General features: G+C 66.3%; 14 protein-coding genes. 8 read left to right on the plus strand and 6 right to left on the minus strand.

From position 1 onward, the window contains the following. Positions 1-857: 857 nt before the first annotated feature. The 6 genes from ML401_RS11970 to ML401_RS11995 form a co-directional block, all read right to left on the minus strand. A complete protein-coding gene (locus ML401_RS11970) occupies positions 858-2,453 on the minus strand; it encodes an MBL fold metallo-hydrolase (protein WP_211417616.1) in 1,596 nt (531 codons plus the stop codon). Beyond that, positions 2,450-3,370, minus strand: a complete 921-nt coding sequence (locus ML401_RS11975; RefSeq protein ID WP_285812043.1) for a ribose-phosphate pyrophosphokinase — start codon at positions 3,368-3,370, stop codon at positions 2,450-2,452. The genes ML401_RS11970 and ML401_RS11975 overlap by 4 nt, the downstream gene beginning before the upstream one ends. After that, a complete protein-coding gene (locus tag ML401_RS11980) occupies positions 3,367-4,908 on the minus strand; it encodes a thymidine phosphorylase family protein (protein ID WP_211417614.1) in 1,542 nt (513 codons plus the stop codon). The genes ML401_RS11975 and ML401_RS11980 overlap by 4 nt, the downstream gene beginning before the upstream one ends. A gap of 216 nt (positions 4,909-5,124) precedes the next feature. Further along, positions 5,125-5,289, minus strand: coding sequence for a Flp family type IVb pilin (locus tag ML401_RS11985; protein WP_194408239.1), 165 nt, complete (start codon positions 5,287-5,289; stop codon positions 5,125-5,127). A 286-nt stretch (positions 5,290-5,575) separates the two neighbouring features. After that, positions 5,576-5,812, minus strand: coding sequence for a hypothetical protein (locus ML401_RS11990; RefSeq protein WP_285812044.1), 237 nt, complete (start codon positions 5,810-5,812; stop codon positions 5,576-5,578). A gap of 58 nt (positions 5,813-5,870) precedes the next feature. Beyond that, complete coding sequence (locus ML401_RS11995) at positions 5,871-6,845, minus strand: Ku protein (protein WP_211417612.1); 975 nt, start codon at positions 6,843-6,845, stop codon at positions 5,871-5,873. 234 nt (positions 6,846-7,079) lie between these two features. On the opposite strand from ML401_RS11995, the gene ML401_RS12000 reads away from it, so the two are divergent. From ML401_RS12000 to ML401_RS12035, 8 genes are all read left to right on the plus strand, one after another. Continuing rightward, complete coding sequence (locus ML401_RS12000) at positions 7,080-7,235, plus strand: hypothetical protein (protein WP_174718932.1); 156 nt, start codon at positions 7,080-7,082, stop codon at positions 7,233-7,235. A 230-nt stretch (positions 7,236-7,465) separates the two neighbouring features. After that, positions 7,466-8,131 (plus strand): response regulator transcription factor, encoded by a 666-nt coding sequence (locus tag ML401_RS12005; RefSeq protein WP_018315821.1) that lies wholly within the window; start codon positions 7,466-7,468, stop codon positions 8,129-8,131. 94 nt (positions 8,132-8,225) lie between these two features. Continuing rightward, positions 8,226-9,602, plus strand: coding sequence for a sensor histidine kinase (locus ML401_RS12010; RefSeq protein ID WP_285812047.1), 1,377 nt, complete (start codon positions 8,226-8,228; stop codon positions 9,600-9,602). A gap of 160 nt (positions 9,603-9,762) precedes the next feature. Beyond that, complete coding sequence (locus ML401_RS12015) at positions 9,763-11,163, plus strand: hypothetical protein (protein WP_194407193.1); 1,401 nt, start codon at positions 9,763-9,765, stop codon at positions 11,161-11,163. A 100-nt stretch (positions 11,164-11,263) separates the two neighbouring features. Further along, on the plus strand, positions 11,264-11,533 hold the full coding sequence (locus tag ML401_RS12020; protein ID WP_285812665.1) for a hypothetical protein: 270 nt from the start codon (positions 11,264-11,266) through the stop codon (positions 11,531-11,533). A 131-nt stretch (positions 11,534-11,664) separates the two neighbouring features. After that, entirely contained in the window at positions 11,665-12,771 is a 1,107-nt protein-coding gene (gene ccmI, locus ML401_RS12025) for a c-type cytochrome biogenesis protein CcmI (RefSeq protein ID WP_285812048.1), read from the plus strand. A 37-nt stretch (positions 12,772-12,808) separates the two neighbouring features. Further along, a complete protein-coding gene (gene ccmE / locus ML401_RS12030) occupies positions 12,809-13,336 on the plus strand; it encodes a cytochrome c maturation protein CcmE (protein WP_285812049.1) in 528 nt (175 codons plus the stop codon). Next, entirely contained in the window at positions 13,333-15,315 is a 1,983-nt protein-coding gene (locus tag ML401_RS12035) for a heme lyase CcmF/NrfE family subunit (protein WP_285812050.1), read from the plus strand. Before ccmE ends, ML401_RS12035 begins: the two co-directional genes overlap by 4 nt. The last annotated feature ends 1 nt before the right edge of the window (position 15,316 follow it).

Here is a 15,316-nt window from a genome sequence, read left to right on the forward strand (position 1 = left end):
CCGTTGTGTTGCCCGACGGGCAAAACACGCCAGCGCTGGGTCCATATACTCTGGCGAAAATATTCGAATTTACAGAAGTTCGGTTTTGCCGTACAACCCGCGCCATCCCGCCCGCCACAAGGGGCGTTTCGCGATCGTCACGAGACGCGGGCCGGGATGCGGTGGCCGCGACGGCGTCGGCGCGATGATGGCTTGCAGGGCGGGAAACCGTGAGCAGCGCCAGGCGCGATACGACACGGCGCTGACAGCGTCTTTCGCATGGTCTCGACGGTGAGCGCACGCCAGCCGTGGAGAGCCCAGCGAGGACGTGCGCGGACGGAGAAGTCGTGTGGTCCCGACGCCCGCGGTTCTGGCGTCAAGTCTTAGCGGAGATGCAGCGGCCAACCGGTGCGCGCATCACACATCCGCAAGGCGACGGGGGCAATAGTGCAACGCTCCCCGAGGAGAGCACGAAGGACACCGTGAAAACCATCGCGCAGGGAAGGCCGGGCGACCGGCATCACCTGTCGTCCACCCCGTGCGCGTTCTCTAGCCCACGCGGGACCTCGGGTGCCAGCCGGCGCCCGGCCTTCCCTGCGCCCTTGCTTTCGAAGAGGGCAGAAGAGACAGCAAAGCTCGGGCGAGATTCGCCGCGAGGATGGGAAGCTATGTCCATCGCCAGAGATCAGTCCCGTGCCCCGGACGCGCCGCAGCACGAAGTGATGCGGCGCAGAGCCGGGGCCCATATCTCACAGCGCGACGATCGGAAGCATGGGTCCCGGCTCTGCGCAGCAGCGCAAGAGCACTGCAGCGCGTCCGGGACACGAGAGCGGCGCGACATGGCCAATGACGTCGGTTGGAGAGGCGCCAACGCGCCGCTACGTCGTCTCCTCCAGCGCGCGGCGCAGCCGTCGGATGATCACGCCGCGGGCGCGGTCGTCGGCGGCGACTCCAATCCGGTCGTTGATGTCGAGCATGAGCTCGGACATCTCGTTGTGCCAGTCGAGGCGGGTCACGGCCTCCGGCGCGAGGCGGCGGCGGTGATCGACGTCGAGCACGCGCGGTTCGGGCGCGGCGAGCTCGTAGATGTCGTCCAGTGTCGGCTGATAGACCTTCGCCGCCGGAATGATGCGCTCGGCAACGCGTTCGGCGAGGCCTGCGATGGCGCCTTCCTCGCCGTGGACCAGGAACAGCCCGCGGGCGATCGGCCGGCGCGCCGCGATCCAGCCGGCCATGCCGGCGCCGTCGGCGTGGCCCGAATATTCGTCGATCATGCGGATGCGGGCCGCGACCTTGATCTCCTCGCCCTGGATCCGCACCGCCTTGGCCCCGTTCTGCAGGAAGCGGCCGAGCGTGCCGTTGGCCTGGAAGCCGGCGAGCAACACGGTCGCGCGCTCGTTCCACAGCCAGCGCTTCAGATGATGGCGGATGCGGCCGGCGTCGCACATGCCGCTTGCGGCGATGATGATGTGGAATCCGGACAGGCGCATGATCGCCTTGCTCTCGTCCGCCGTCTCGGTGAATTTGAGATGCGGCGAGTTGAGCAGGCGCTCGGCATCGACCGAGGGGTCGAGGCTCTCGGCATGGCGGCGAAACACTTCGGTGGCGCGGATTGCGAGCGGAGAATCGAGGAAGATCGGTGCGGTCGGAATCTCGCCGTGCTCCATCAAGTCGACGAGATCGACGATCAGCTCCTGGGTGCGCTCGACCGCGAAGGCGGGCAGCAGCAGCGCGCCGCCGGCCGCCGCCGCATCGCGCACCTCGGCCGCGAGGTGCTTGCGGCGAAGGGCAGGGGTCGTCGCCTCGCGCACCCGGTCGCCATAGGTCGATTCCGAGATGACGTAGTCGAGATCGCTTGGCGCTTCGGGATCGGGTTGCAGCAGCTTAGCCTCCGGCCCGACGTCGCCTGAGAGCAGCACGCGCAGCGGACGTGGCGCGCCCTGCTCGGCGATCTCGAGCTCGATCGAGGCCGAACCGAGCAGATGGCCCGCGTTCCAGTAGCGCGCGCGGACGCCCGGGATCACGTCGGTCCAGCGTTCGTAGTCGACTGCGCGAAACGATTGCAGCGATGCGATCGCATCGGCCTGCGTGTAGATCGGGTAAACTTCCTTGCGGCCTCGCGAGGCATTGCGCCGGTTGAGCTGGGTGACTTCCGATTCCTGGATGCTGCCGGCGTCGGGCAGCATGTAGGAGCAGAGGTCGATCGTGCCACGCGTCGCCAGGATCGGTCCCTCGAATCCCGCGCGCACGAGTTTCGGCAACAGGCCGCTGTGGTCGATATGGGCATGCGTGAGCAGCACGGCATCGATATCGGCGGCACGAAACGGAAAGGCGCCGTAGTTGAGCTCCTTCAGCGTCTTCTGGCCCTGGAACAGGCCGCAATCGACCAGGAAGCGGCCGCCTGCGGTCTGGAACAGATAGCTCGAGCCCGTCACGGTGCGGGCGGCGCCGCAAAATCGAACGGTGATGCTCATGGAATCGTCTCCGCAAGATGTGCCGTCGGCAGTTCGGATCGCAACGCGGTCGCGAGAACCTCGTCGAGCGCAATCGCGTTGGTCGGATGTGGCACGCTGTCGGTCGAGCGGATCGACCGGATACCGGCGCTGGAGAATGCGACGGTCATCGCGGGCGGAAACAGCGCGTGCGTGATGACCGCATCGACGGCGGTCGCGCCCATCGCCGTCAGAGCCTTGGCCGCTTCGATGAGCGTCGTCCCTGAGGAGACGATATCGTCCACCAGCAGCGCCGGCCGTCCCGACAGCAGCCCGGGATCGGCAAAACTGATCGCCACGGAACGATCGCCGTGTCGCGTCTTGTTCGCCACCGTGTGCTGCAATCGCAGCCGGCGCGCGATGTCGCTGACCCAGGGCTCGGACTCCATGTCGGGTCCGATCACGATGGTCGCGGGGTCGATGCCGCCGCTTGCCAGTGCGGTCGCGATAGCAGGCATGGCGGACAGATTCTCCGCTTCAATGCCTGGAAAGACCAAGCGGATGTCGGAGGTGCGATGCAAATGCGCATCCACGGTGACGATTCGGTCGACGGTCCTTGCGAGCAGATCACCCATGGCACGCTGGCTGATGGCCTCGCCCGCATGAAATGCAGCATCCTGCCGCATGTAGCAGAGATAGGGCGCGACCAGCACCAGCCGCTTCGCGCCGCCACGTCGCAAGGCCTCCGCAGCGAACAGCAGGGCGATCAGCTTGTCATTGGGTTGATCGAGCGGGGCATAGAGGAGGGTGGTGTCGGTCGCCGGCGCGACGGTGACGCGCAGCTCGCCGTCCGGAAAGCGATGCACGGCGATCTCCGCGCAGGACAGCCCAAGCCGCGCCGCAAGGCGTTTCGCCGCATCGTTGCCGCGGGACAATGTCTGCAGCGCGATCGTGCTCATGGCGCGGTCTTGCCCTGCGGGGGCTCATGACCGTTGACGACGTAACCGCTCTCCTCGGTGGCGGCATCGGTGGCCAGGTCATGCTCGGGGCGGCCGAACGTGTAGACGCGATAGAGCGGCTCGCCCTGCTCGACGCGATCGCCGATCTTCTTGAACAGGCGGATGCCGGCACCCTTGTCGAGCGGCGCGCCGGCGGTGCGGGCGAGGCGGTTCAGTCGCAGGCAGTCGATGGCGGACACGGTGCCGTCATGCGCCGCCTTGACGTCGAAGCTGAGCGATCCCAGCTCGTTGCTGCATGTCGACGGGCCCTGGGCGTCGATGATCTTCTGCATCTGCCTCAGCGCCGCGCCGCTGTCGAGCAGCTCGCGCGCCCGTGCATAGCCGGCGCCGCCGCGCAGCTTCGGATCGTATTCCAGCAGATGCGCGGCCAGCCGCAGCGACTTCTCGCGCAGATCGCGCGGCGCATCCGGATCGTTGCCGAGCACGGCCATGACGTCATTGGCCTCGAGCACCGGGCCGATGCCGTTGCCGATCGGCTGGCTGCCGTCGGTCATGATCACCTCGACCGTGCGGCCGAAGCGGTCGCCGACGAATTCGAACAGCTTGCGCAGCCGCATCGCCTCGACGCCGCTGGTGACCTTCGCGGTCGGCCCGACCGGGATGTCGATCAACAGATGCGTCGAGCCGGCCGCGATCTTCTTGGACATGATGGAGGCGACCATCTGCTCGCGGGTGTCGAGGCTGAGCGGGCGCTCGACGGAGATCAGGACGTCGTCGGCCGGCGACAGGTTCACATGTCCGCCCCAGATCAGGCAGCCGTTGCAGGCCGAGACGATCGCCTTCATCTCCTCGACGCCGACATTGACCCGCGCCAGCACCTCCATCGTGTCGGCGGTGCCGGCGGGCGAGGTGATGGCGCGCGAGGAGGTCTTGGGGATCGGCAGGCCATGCGCGGCGACGATCGGCACCACGACCATCGAGGTGCGATTGCCGGGGATGCCTCCGATGCAATGCTTGTCGACGACAACAGGCGTCGGCCACACCAATTGCGTGCCGGCCTGGGCCATCGCGCCGGTGAGGGCGAGCAGCTCGTCGCTGGTGATGAAGCTCGCCGAGCCGATCAGGAAGGCGGCGATCTCCATGTCCGAGTAGCGATAATGGGCGAGGTCGTTGATGATCGCGCCGATCTCGGCCTGGCTCAAGGTTCGGCCGCGGATCTTCGCGCGCACCGCTTCCAGGCTCTCCGGAGGCGAGGCCGGCCTGACGGTGACCTGGGTGCCCACGCCTTGCGCGAAGCGGTGGAACGCCGGCTCGGAGAGGCCGATCTCGTCCCGGGCCACCAGCGTATCGTCGTCGGTGATCAGCAACGTCGCCAGCAGGACCTTGCCGCCCTGGCGCAGCTCGACGCGGCTGAAGCCGCGGAAGATCTCGGCGCGCAGCGCCTTCGACTGCCGGGAGAGCACGACGACGTTTTCGCGTCCGGTATCGAGCCGGACGCGGCGGATCTTCAGTTGGGCGTGCGGAAGGTCTGGATGCATGGACGGGCCGGCAGGAGGAAACTCGGCCTCCATGCTTAAACGTCGAGGTCCTTATGCTGTTGACCCAGATCATGGCCCGCGCGCGGCTACAGTACGGCGGGCTGCGGCGTGCCGTCACGCAGCCGTGCTGCTGCAGGCGCGTCGGTCCGGAAAAGAGGAGGAGCCGAATGCGGCGGCGATATCGCCGATATCGGCCGGCCAGATCGGGGATCGGGGCTACTTCATCGCCGTGCTGATTGCGACGAACTTGCTGTTGAGGAGGGTGGTGCCCATGGTGTTCACGGCCGTTATGATTGCCAGAGCGATGCCGGCGGCGATGAGGCCGTACTCGATCGCGGTCGCACCGTTTTCATCGGCAAGGAAAGACCTAAGCAAAGGCATTGCCAACTCCTGTTCGTCCGATCCAACGTATGACTGCGTCGTCATCGAATTCGTCAATAGATCGAATAAGTCTTTATGCGCGCCAAAAGAATTAAGACCGGGCGATCGCGCCTCCGCTGATACGACGGCAGTCATTAAATTAAGGTTCCGCCGGCCTGTCCAAATGGATTCAAATCGCGGGGCCCGTGTGGCTGGTCAAGCCTCGGGAGGCGCTTGCCACGATACCCGCATCGAGAGAGGGGTGGCGCTTAACGAATTGTTGAGGCTGTTTGCCGGGCCATCGCGGTCATCGGCGCCCGCCAGGCGCGTTCAGGGCCCGCAACATCGCGATACGGGCGAACATCACCCAGCCGCCGCCCGTCTCGGCCGCATTGATCAAGGTCTCGACGGCGGTCTGCCAATGTGCCTCGTGCTGGGCTTCCGCGGGCAGCTGCATGATGTAGTCGGCGGCGTCCTGGAGCGTGAGCAGCGCGCGCTTGCTGCTCACGCGAACGGGATCGTCGAACGCCGTCGACCAGGGCATGTCAGGCCGCCCGATCCGCGAGAGGTGACATCACGGCGTGATCGCGGGGCTGATGCGGCTAACCGGCCTTCTTCGTTCGCGCCGGCGCGCGCACCGGCTTGTCGGCCTTCTTCGGTGCGGTTGCGGCCTTCGCCGCGGCCTCCTTGCCGCCCTTGCCGGCGATGGGCAGCAGCATCTCGCGCTGGCCCTCGACGCGCTTCTTCGGCTTCTTGGCCTTGGTCTCCTTGGCAACCTTCGCCGCGGGCACTGTATCCTTCTCGTTCGCGATGCTCTTCTTCAGCGCGTCCATCAGGTTGATGACGTTGCCGCCGGTCTTCGGCGCGGCCTTGGCCGCGATCGGCATGCCCGAGCGCTTCTTGTTGATGAGATCGATCAGGGCGGTCTCGTAATGATCCTCGAAAAGCTCGGGCTCGAACGCGCCGGACTTCTTCTCGACGATGTGCTTGGCGAGGTCGAGCATGTCCCTGGTGAGCTTCACGTCCTGGATGTCGTCGAAATATTCGCTCTCGCTGCGGACCTCGTAGGGATAGCGCAGCAGCGTGCCCATCAGCCCGCTCTCGAGCGGCTCGAGCGCGATGATGTGCTCGCGGTTGGTCAGCACCACGCGGCCGATCGCGACCTTGTCCATGCTGCGGATGGTCTCGCGGATCACGGCATAGGCGTCGTGACCGACCTTGCCGTCCGGCACGAGATAATAGGGGCGGATCAGATAGCGGTTGTCGATGTCGGACTTCGGCACGAACTCGTCGATCTCGATCGTGTGCGTGGAGTCCAGCGCGATGTCGTCGAGCTCGTCCTTGGTGACCTCGATATAGGTGTCGGTGTCGACCTTGTAGCCCTTGACGATGTCCTCGGAGGTGACCTCGTCGCCGGTCTCGGCGTCGACCTTGAGGTACTTGATCCGGTGCCCGGTCTTGCGGTTGATCTGGTTGAAGGAGACCTTCTCGGTATCCGAAGTGGCCGGATAGAGCGCGACCGGGCAGGTCACGAGCGACAGACGCAGAAAACCCTTCCAATTGGCGCGGGGGGCCATGGGCTACTCCAAACGCAACGGGGACAGACGACTAGGATACCATCGGGGAACAACGAATCAAAGCAAGGTCGGTCGCTGAATCTTGCAACTGCGTTAACTGGCCGCTGGGCCATGCTGTGCCGCCCGATCCGGCCGCAAAAGCCGGAACATCGTATCCCATCACGCGTTGGCTCTGGACATCAGCTGCGAGGAGGTCGCGGCTATCGGGAGCGACATCCAGAGATTGAGGGCATCATGGCAACCACGCGAGAGCAGCATCAGATCGTCGAAACGGCAACCGAGGCGCGGCAGGGTGAACCTGGGCCGTCCGTTGCCGCCCTGCTCGCCATCTCGACCGGGCTTGCGATCCTGATCCTCGCCGTCATCTGGTTCGTGTTCTTCCGGACCTGACGGCCGAATTCACGGGAAAGGCGGACCTTCCACTTGCCGCAGTCCGCGGCCCATCTGCGCCCGTCCTGCTGCCGGCTCGTCCGGCCGCACGGCGGGCGCAGTCGCGTTGGCTGCGAACACGGCGTATATGACCAAAAAGTAACGCGGCAGGTTCCCGGCGTTCATATTCAGTTCACGCCGGAATTGCTCATCTGGCGCAGTGTTGATGCGGCCTATCTCTGGAGAGAAACGTGCGCCTGCTCGTTGTTGAGGACGACCCCGATCTCAATCGCCAGCTCACCAAGGCGCTGACCGACGCCGGCTATGTCGTCGATCGGGCCTTCGACGGGGAGGAGGGGCATTATCTCGGCGACAACGAGCCGTATGATGCCGTCGTGCTCGACATCGGTCTGCCGAAGAAGGACGGCATCTCGGTGCTGGAGGCCTGGCGCCGCAACGGCCGCACCATGCCGGTCCTGATCCTGACAGCGCGCGACCGCTGGAGCGACAAGGTGCAGGGCTTCGATGCCGGCGCCGACGACTATGTCGCAAAACCGTTCCATCTGGAGGAAGTGCTGGCGCGCATCCGTGCGCTGCTGCGCCGCTCCACCGGCCATGCCCAGAGCGAGCTCAGTTGCGGCCCCGTGACCCTCGACACCCGCACCGGCCGGGTCAGCGTCTCCGGCAATCCCGTCAAGATGACCTCGCACGAATATCGGCTTCTGGCCTACCTGATGCACCATTCCGGGCGTGTGGTGTCCCGCACCGAGCTGGTCGAGCACCTCTACGACCAGGACTTCGACCGCGACTCCAACACGATCGAGGTGTTCGTCGGCCGCATCCGCAAGAAGCTCGACGTCGACATCATCCAGACCGTCCGCGGCCTCGGCTATCTCCTGACCCCGCCGGCCGCTTGAGGCGTTCCGGGGCTTGACGGGCCGCCCGGCACGGGCCTTGGTCCGGTCATGACCTCCGACGCCCTGCCATCCTGCGCCTCCCGGGATCGTTCCGATGGCCGCTAGCTCACTTGCCAACCGACTGTTCCTGTCGGCGACCGCCTGGCTCGTGGTGATCCTGGCCATCACCGGCGTGGTGCTGTCGTCGGTCTACAAGAACGCCACCGAGCGCGCCTTCGACCGCCGGCTCAACCTCTATCTGCGCACCCTCATCGCCGAGGTCGCGACCCCCGACGAGCCGCCGGACCGCCAGTTCCAGTCGCTGGGCGAGCCCCTTTTCGAGCTGCCGCTGTCGGGCTGGTACTGGCAGATCACGCGGACCGACACCGAAAAGCCGGAAGTGCGCTCCTCGCGCTCGCTCTGGGACAAGAAGCTGCCGAAGCTGGAGGAGCAGGGCACCGAGCTCACCGCCGCCGGCATCCGCCTCGCCTATGTCGACGGGCCCGAGGGGCAGAATTTGCGCATGGTCGAACGTCCCGTCGATCTCGGCGCCGACGGCAAATTTCTCGTCAGCGTCGCCGGCGACGACACCGAGATTTTCGACGAGACGCGCAGCTTCGACTATTATCTCGGCGGCACCTTCACCGCGCTTGGCATCGTGCTGCTGCTGACGACCGTGTTCCAGGTCCGCTTCGGCCTCGCACCGCTTAAGCGCATCTCGGAATCGATTGCGGACATCCGCTCCGGGCGGGCGGAGCGGCTCGAAGGCGAATTCCCGGTCGAGATCGCGCCATTGGCGCGCGAGACCAACGCGCTGATCGATGCCAACCGCGAGATCGTCGAGCGCGCGCGCACCCATGTCGGCAATCTCGCCCACGCCATCAAGACGCCGCTCTCGGTCATCGTCAACGAGGCCGGCGCCCACATTGCCGATCCGTTCGCGGCCAAGGTGATGGAGCAGGCGGACGTGATGCGCGACCAGGTCGCCCATCATCTAGAGCGCGCGCGCATCGCGGCGCGGGTCTCCGTGGTCGCGACCGTGACGGAGGTGGCGCCTGCCATCGAGGCGCTGCGGCGGACCATGGAGAAGATCCATCGTGATCGCGGCATCGTGGTCGAGGCCAAGGCGGATCATTCGGCGAAATTTCGCGGCGAGCGCCAGGATCTGGAGGAGATGGTCGGCAATCTCGTCGACAACGCCTGCAAATGGGCGGCCTCGCGCGTCTTCGTCGAGGTCCGCGTGGAGGCGCCGCACCAGGCGGGGGTGGGCCCGCGGCTGCGGATCATCGTCGATGACGACGGCCGCGGGCTGTCGGAGGCCGAGCGCGCCCAGGTCTCCCGGCGCGGCCAGCGGCTCGACGAGTCCAAGCCCGGATCGGGGCTGGGGCTGTCGATCGTGACCGACCTTGCCGCGCTCTATGGCGGCAGCCTCTCGCTCGGTGGCGCCCCGACCGGCGGCCTGCGGGCCGAACTGGTCCTTCCGGGAATATAATCCCTTGTTCTGACGTGGCTTTTCGTCCCCGCCCAAGGCCTGCGGACGCCAACCGAGGGGATTCGAGCCGACTTCCTAAACGGCTTCTTAAGTGGGGCCTCCTATGATCGCGCCCGGACGCATCCCATGTCCGCCATTTTACCGTGCATTACCCGGGCGCATGAGCCAGACATCGATCGAGCGGCTGAGGGAATATCTCGCGCAGCTCCCGCCGCAGTCGCAGGCGCTGCTGATGCGGGAGTTCGAGCGTGCGCTCGATCGCGGCCAGGACACCGCGGTGGCGACCCTCGTGCTCGAGCAGTTGCGCAAGATCGTCCGCAAGACCGAAGCCGAAGAAGCCCCGCCGCCGCGCACGGATGATCTGTCGCGGCTGCTGTTCCAGGTGCTGGAACCCTTCCTGGTCGAAGCCGGCACCCCGATCCGGGTCGGTCAGATCCGCCGCTCCTCGCTGCAGCCGATCTGGCAATGGCTCGGCCGCGACGGCGCGCCGGACAAGGTCAACGAATTCGAGGCCGCGCTGGCGCGTATGCCCGCCGACAGTGCGGGGCAGGTCGAGGCCTTGGCGCAGAAGCTCCAAGCGGTGGCTGCGGACGCCATTTTCGAGCTGACGGGTCCCGGCGGCGGCGACAAATCGCGCGCGCTGGCCCGGGTCGGCCCGCCCAACGTGATCGAGGACCTCTACTCGATCGGCGCGGTGCTGCAGGTCCGGGAGGCCATCGCCGGCCTGAACGAGAAGCTGCCGCGGACCTTGCGCGCCTTCGGCGATTCCCAGATCGCCTCGGTGACGTCGGCGCTCAACATTCCGGTGCTCCAGACGCCGCAGATGCTGCCCTTCGCGCTGTCGATCGTGGTGCAGAGGATGACCGCGCCGTGGCAGATCATCCGCCTCGCCATCAAGATTGCCGCCTCCGACGACGAGATCCGCGTTGCGGCGACGCCTTACGGCGTCGCGGTCACGATCGCGCTGCACGATCTGTCCTGTGTCGCCGCCACCCTGCGCATGGACATCAAGCGCGGCCATTTCGACAATGTGGCCGGCAACCTCAAGACGTTGCACGATGGCGTGCGGGGCCTGCGCACCGAGCTCGACCTGCGCAACGATTCCGCCTGGGGCAAGCAGCTGACCTCGATCCGGGCCGACATCTCCAACGCGCTGCAATCCGAGATCGACAGCGTTCCCGGTCGCGTCCGCCGCATCCTGCGCCAGCGCCCCGAGAAGGACATTCCGCCGGGGGCGCGCATCGACAGCACCGAGGTTGAAGAAACCGTGGCGCTGATCGATTTCGTCGCGACCTGCCGCAATTATGCGAGCGAGCTTGCGATCAACGAGGTGACGTTGCGCACCTATTCCGATCTCCAGCAATACGTCGAACGCTCGACCGAGCAACTGGTGCAGTCGTTGCGCGCCGCCGATCACAAGGTCCGCACCTACAGGCAACAGCAGGTCGACGCCGCGATTCGCTTCTGCCAGGTGCTGTTTGGCGACGACTACGCCTCGCTGATGAGTCGGGCCGCGCAGAATGCCGCGACGGGCGAGCGCAAATCGTCGCGCGCAAGCTGATTCAAGCGCATCTTATTGTGATCACAATTTGTGGTTGACGGTGCCGGTGGCGCGCCGTACGGTCCCCGTGCAACTCTGGGGAACTTCTATTTGTGGGCGCATGAAACCCGTTATCAGCTCGATCGAAATTGAGAACCGCATCATTGTTGCCAAGTATCAAAGACTGATGGTCGGCGCCAAGGTGGTGCTGGTCGAGAAGGCAAGCGGTCGGCAATTGTCCGAGACCATCACCAGGGTTGCATCTCCGGTTCCGGTCGGCGCGCTGCGCATCAGACTGCCGGAGGCCGTCAAGCCGGGAACATACTTCCTGAAGGCCTTCAACGGGCACGGTGAGGACGCCGCGCAAAGTGCGGATTTCGAGATCAGCTAAGCCGTTGGTCTTCCACCGTTTCGAGACCGTGCGCGGTCGCGCCGAATTGACAATTGTCAATTGCCGCATCGTCCGGCCGTGGTGTAAAGCCACCTATGGGCGCGGTTCGTGCGCTGCCGGAAGCTTGCCAGATGACGCTATGGTTCGTGTTCGCGCTGATGACGGTCGCGGCGATTTTCGCCGTGCTTTGGCCGCTTGGCCGCAAGGGACGCGCGCAAGATCAAGGTAGCGAGGTCGCGGTCTACAAGGACCAGCTGGCCGAGGTCGAGCGTGATCTCGCCGCAGGCTTGATTCCGGCCCCGGACGCCGAGGCTGCGCGCGTCGAGATCAGCCGCAGGCTGCTTGCCGCGGCCGCCAGCGAGCCCGCGGTGGCACCGACGTCGAATCTGAAATGGCGCCGCGCCGCGGCCGTAGCGGCGCTCGCCGGCCTGCCGCTCGTTGCGATCGCCGTCTACATGCCGCTCGGCTCGCCCAGGCTCCAGGACTTCCCGCTGGCACAACGCGAGCGCGCGCCGGGCAAGGCGCAGTCGCTCGAGAATCTCGTCGAGCAGGTCCAGCAGCATCTGGAGAAGAATCCCACCGACGGGCGCGGCTGGAACGTGCTGGCGCCGGTGCTGCAGCGGCTCGGCCGTTTCGACGATGCAGTGCGCGCCTATCGCAGCTCGCTCACCTACAATGGCGAGAGCGCGGAGCGCCGGGCCGATCTCGGCGAGGCGCTCTCGGCCGCCGCCGGCGGCGTGGTGACCGCCGAGGCCAAGTCCGAATTCGACCGTGCCCACGCTCTGGACGCCGACGATCCCAAGGCGAACTACTTCCTGGGCCTTGCCGCCGAGCAGGACGGCCGCAAGGACGATGCTGCCAATATCTGGCGCGCGCTGCTCGCGAAAGCGCCCGCGGATGCGCCGTGGCGTGCCCTGGTGCAGACCTCGCTGGCGCGGGTCGGCGGCGGCGGCACGATGCCCACGCTGCCCGACGAGACGATTGCCGCTTCCAAGGACATGGCCGAAGGCGATCGCAACGCGATGGTGCGCGGCATGGTCGAGCGCCTCGCCACCCGGTTGAAGCAGAACGGCGACGACGTCGAGAGCTGGCTGCGCCTGGTGCGCGCCTATCTCGTGATGGGCGAGCGGGACAAGGCGATGGGGGCATCAGTCGATGCCCGGCAGGCGGTCGCCAGCGATGCCGAGCGGCTTCGCCAGCTCAACGAAGGCCTCAAGACGCTCGGGCTCGGCGGATGACGATGTCGGGACGAGAGCAGCGGAGAACGGATACGCCATGACGCGCAAGCAGCGACGTATGACCATCATCGGCGGCTCGCTCGCCGTGCTCGCGCTCGCGGCCGCGCTGGTGCTCAACGCCCTTCGCGACTCCATCGTGTTCTTCTCGACGCCAACCATGGTCGCCGAGAAGCACGTCGAGCCGGGCAAGCGGTTTCGTCTCGGCGGGCTGGTGCAGCCCGGCTCGCTGCAGCGCGGGGACAATCTCGCGGTGAGTTTCGAGGTCGCCGACGGCAACGCCAAGCTGCCGGTGGCCTACAAGGGCATCCTGCCCGACTTGTTCCGCGAGGGGCAGGGCGTCGTCGCCGAAGGCGCGCTCGACGCCAATGGCGTGTTCAAGGCCGATACCGTGCTTGCCAAGCACGACGAGACCTACATGCCCAAGGATGTTGCCGATGCCCTGAAGAAGCAGGGGCACTGGAAGGACGATTACGGCGGCAAGCCTTCCGATGGCGGCAAGACGTCTGATGCAGGCAAGCCCGCGGCGACGACCGCGCAACGCAATCCGCAGGGAGCAGTGCGGTGATCGCAGAATCCGGACATTACGCGCTGGTGCTGGCGCTTGGGCTCGCACTGATCCAATCCGTCGTGCCCCTGATCGGCGCGCGCCTGCACGACGTCGCGCTCATGAACGTGGCGCGCTCCGCGGCGCTGGCGCAACTGCTGTTCGTCGGCGCCTCGTTCACAGCGCTCGTGATGCTGCACGTGAACTCGGATTTCTCCGTTGCCAACGTCTACGAGAATTCCCACTCGATGAAGCCGCTGCTCTACAAGATCACCGGCGTGTGGGGAAACCATGAAGGCTCGATGCTCCTGTGGGTGTCGATCCTGGCCTTGTTCGGCGGGCTCGTCGCCGCCTTCGGCAACAATCTGCCGCTGTCGCTGCGCGCACATGTGCTCGCCGTCCAGGCCTGGGTCGCCAGCGCCTTCTATCTCTTCATCCTCGTAACCTCGAACCCCTTCCTGCGCATCGCGAGCCCGCCGATCGAGGGACGCGATCTCAATCCGGTGCTCCAGGACATCGGGCTCGCCGTTCATCCGCCGATGCTCTATCTCGGCTATGTCGGCTTCTCGATCTCGTTCTCCTTCGCCATCGCGGCGCTGATGGAGGGGCGGATCGACGCGGCCTGGGCGCGCTGGGTGCGGCCGTGGACGCTGGTCGCGTGGATCTTCCTGACGCTCGGCATCGCCATGGGCTCGTACTGGGCCTATTACGAGCTCGGCTGGGGCGGCTGGTGGTTCTGGGATCCGGTCGAGAACGCCTCGCTGATGCCGTGGCTCTCCGGCACGGCGCTGCTCCATTCGGCGCTGGTGATGGAGAAGCGCAACGCGCTGAAGGTCTGGACCATCCTGCTCTCGATCCTGACCTTCTCGCTGTCGCTGCTCGGCACCTTCCTGGTGCGTTCGGGCGTCATCACCTCGGTGCACGCCTTCGCCACCGACCCCACCCGCGGCGTGTTCATCCTGCTGATCCTCTGCCTGTTCATCGGCGGCAGTCTGTCGCTGTTCGCGGGCCGTGCCACCTCGTTGAAGCAGGGCGGCCTGTTCGCGCCGATCTCGCGCGAGGGCGCGCTGGTCCTGAACAATTTGCTGCTTACGGTCGCCTGCGCCGTCGTGCTGTTCGGCACGCTCTATCCGCTGGCGATGGAGATGCTCGCCGACTTCAAGATGTCGGTCGGTGCGCCGTTCTACAACCTGACCTTCGCGCCGCTGTTCGCCCTGTTGCTGCTTGCCGTGCCGTTCGGGCCGATGCTGGCTTGGAAGCGCGGCGACCTGCTCGGCGTGACGCAGCGTCTGCTGGCTGCAGGCGTTGCCGGGCTCGTTGCGGTCGCCGTCGCCTGGGGCTGGGCAACGGGCGGCAGCACGCTGGCGCCGCTCGCGATCGGGCTTGGCATCTTCGTCATCGCCGGCGCCATCACCGACATCGTCGAGCGAACCGGCCTCGTGCGGCTGCCGTTCGCAACGGTGCTGCACCGGGCCCGCGGCCTGCCGCGCTCGGCCTGGGGCACGGCGTTTGCGCATGCCGGCCTCGGTGTCGCACTGATCGGGATCGTCTGCGAGACCACCTGGAACAGCGAACACATCGCGACGATGAAACAGAACGACGTCGCTCACATCGCCGGCTTCGACGTCAAGCTCGACGGTCTCCTGCAGCGTCAGGGTCCGAACTTTCGCGAGATGATCGCGCAGTTCAACGTCAGCCGCGACGGCGCCCCGCTCAGCGTCATGACGCCGTCCAAGCGCAGCTTCACCACCCGCGGCTCCTCGACCACCGAGGCCGCGCTGCTGACGCGGGGCGCCAGCCAGCTCTACATTTCGCTCGGCGACGCCAATGCCGAGGGCGCCATCGCCGTACGCATCTACTACAAGCCGATGGTGCTCATGATCTGGTGGGGGCCGGTGCTGATGGCGTTCGGCGGCGTGCTGTCGCTGTCCGACCGGCGCCTGCGGGTCGGCGCGCCGAAGCCGGCGCGGGCCAAGCAGCGCCTCCAGCCGGCGGAGTGAT

It is taken from the genome of Bradyrhizobium sp. 62B, assembly GCF_030272265.2.
Taxonomy (GTDB): domain Bacteria; phylum Pseudomonadota; class Alphaproteobacteria; order Rhizobiales; family Xanthobacteraceae; genus Bradyrhizobium.

Coding starts and splice junctions, on each gene's coding strand:
- ML401_RS11970 (WP_211417616.1), bottom strand. CDS start 2,453: ATGAGCATCACCGTTCGATTTTGCGGCGCCGCCCGCACCGTGACGGGC.
- ML401_RS11975 (WP_285812043.1), bottom strand. CDS start 3,370: ATGAGCACGATCGCGCTGCAGACATTGTCCCGCGGCAACGATGCGGCG.
- ML401_RS11980 (WP_211417614.1), bottom strand. CDS start 4,908: ATGCATCCAGACCTTCCGCACGCCCAACTGAAGATCCGCCGCGTCCGG.
- ML401_RS11985 (WP_194408239.1), bottom strand. CDS start 5,289: ATGCCTTTGCTTAGGTCTTTCCTTGCCGATGAAAACGGTGCGACCGCG.
- ML401_RS11990 (WP_285812044.1), bottom strand. CDS start 5,812: ATGCCCTGGTCGACGGCGTTCGACGATCCCGTTCGCGTGAGCAGCAAG.
- ML401_RS11995 (WP_211417612.1), bottom strand. CDS start 6,845: ATGGCCCCCCGCGCCAATTGGAAGGGTTTTCTGCGTCTGTCGCTCGTG.
- ML401_RS12000 (WP_174718932.1), top strand. CDS start 7,080: ATGGCAACCACGCGAGAGCAGCATCAGATCGTCGAAACGGCAACCGAG.
- ML401_RS12010 (WP_285812047.1), top strand. CDS start 8,226: ATGGCCGCTAGCTCACTTGCCAACCGACTGTTCCTGTCGGCGACCGCC.
- ML401_RS12015 (WP_194407193.1), top strand. CDS start 9,763: ATGAGCCAGACATCGATCGAGCGGCTGAGGGAATATCTCGCGCAGCTC.
- ML401_RS12020 (WP_285812665.1), top strand. CDS start 11,264: ATGAAACCCGTTATCAGCTCGATCGAAATTGAGAACCGCATCATTGTT.
- ccmI (WP_285812048.1), top strand. CDS start 11,665: ATGACGCTATGGTTCGTGTTCGCGCTGATGACGGTCGCGGCGATTTTC.
- ccmE (WP_285812049.1), top strand. CDS start 12,809: ATGACGCGCAAGCAGCGACGTATGACCATCATCGGCGGCTCGCTCGCC.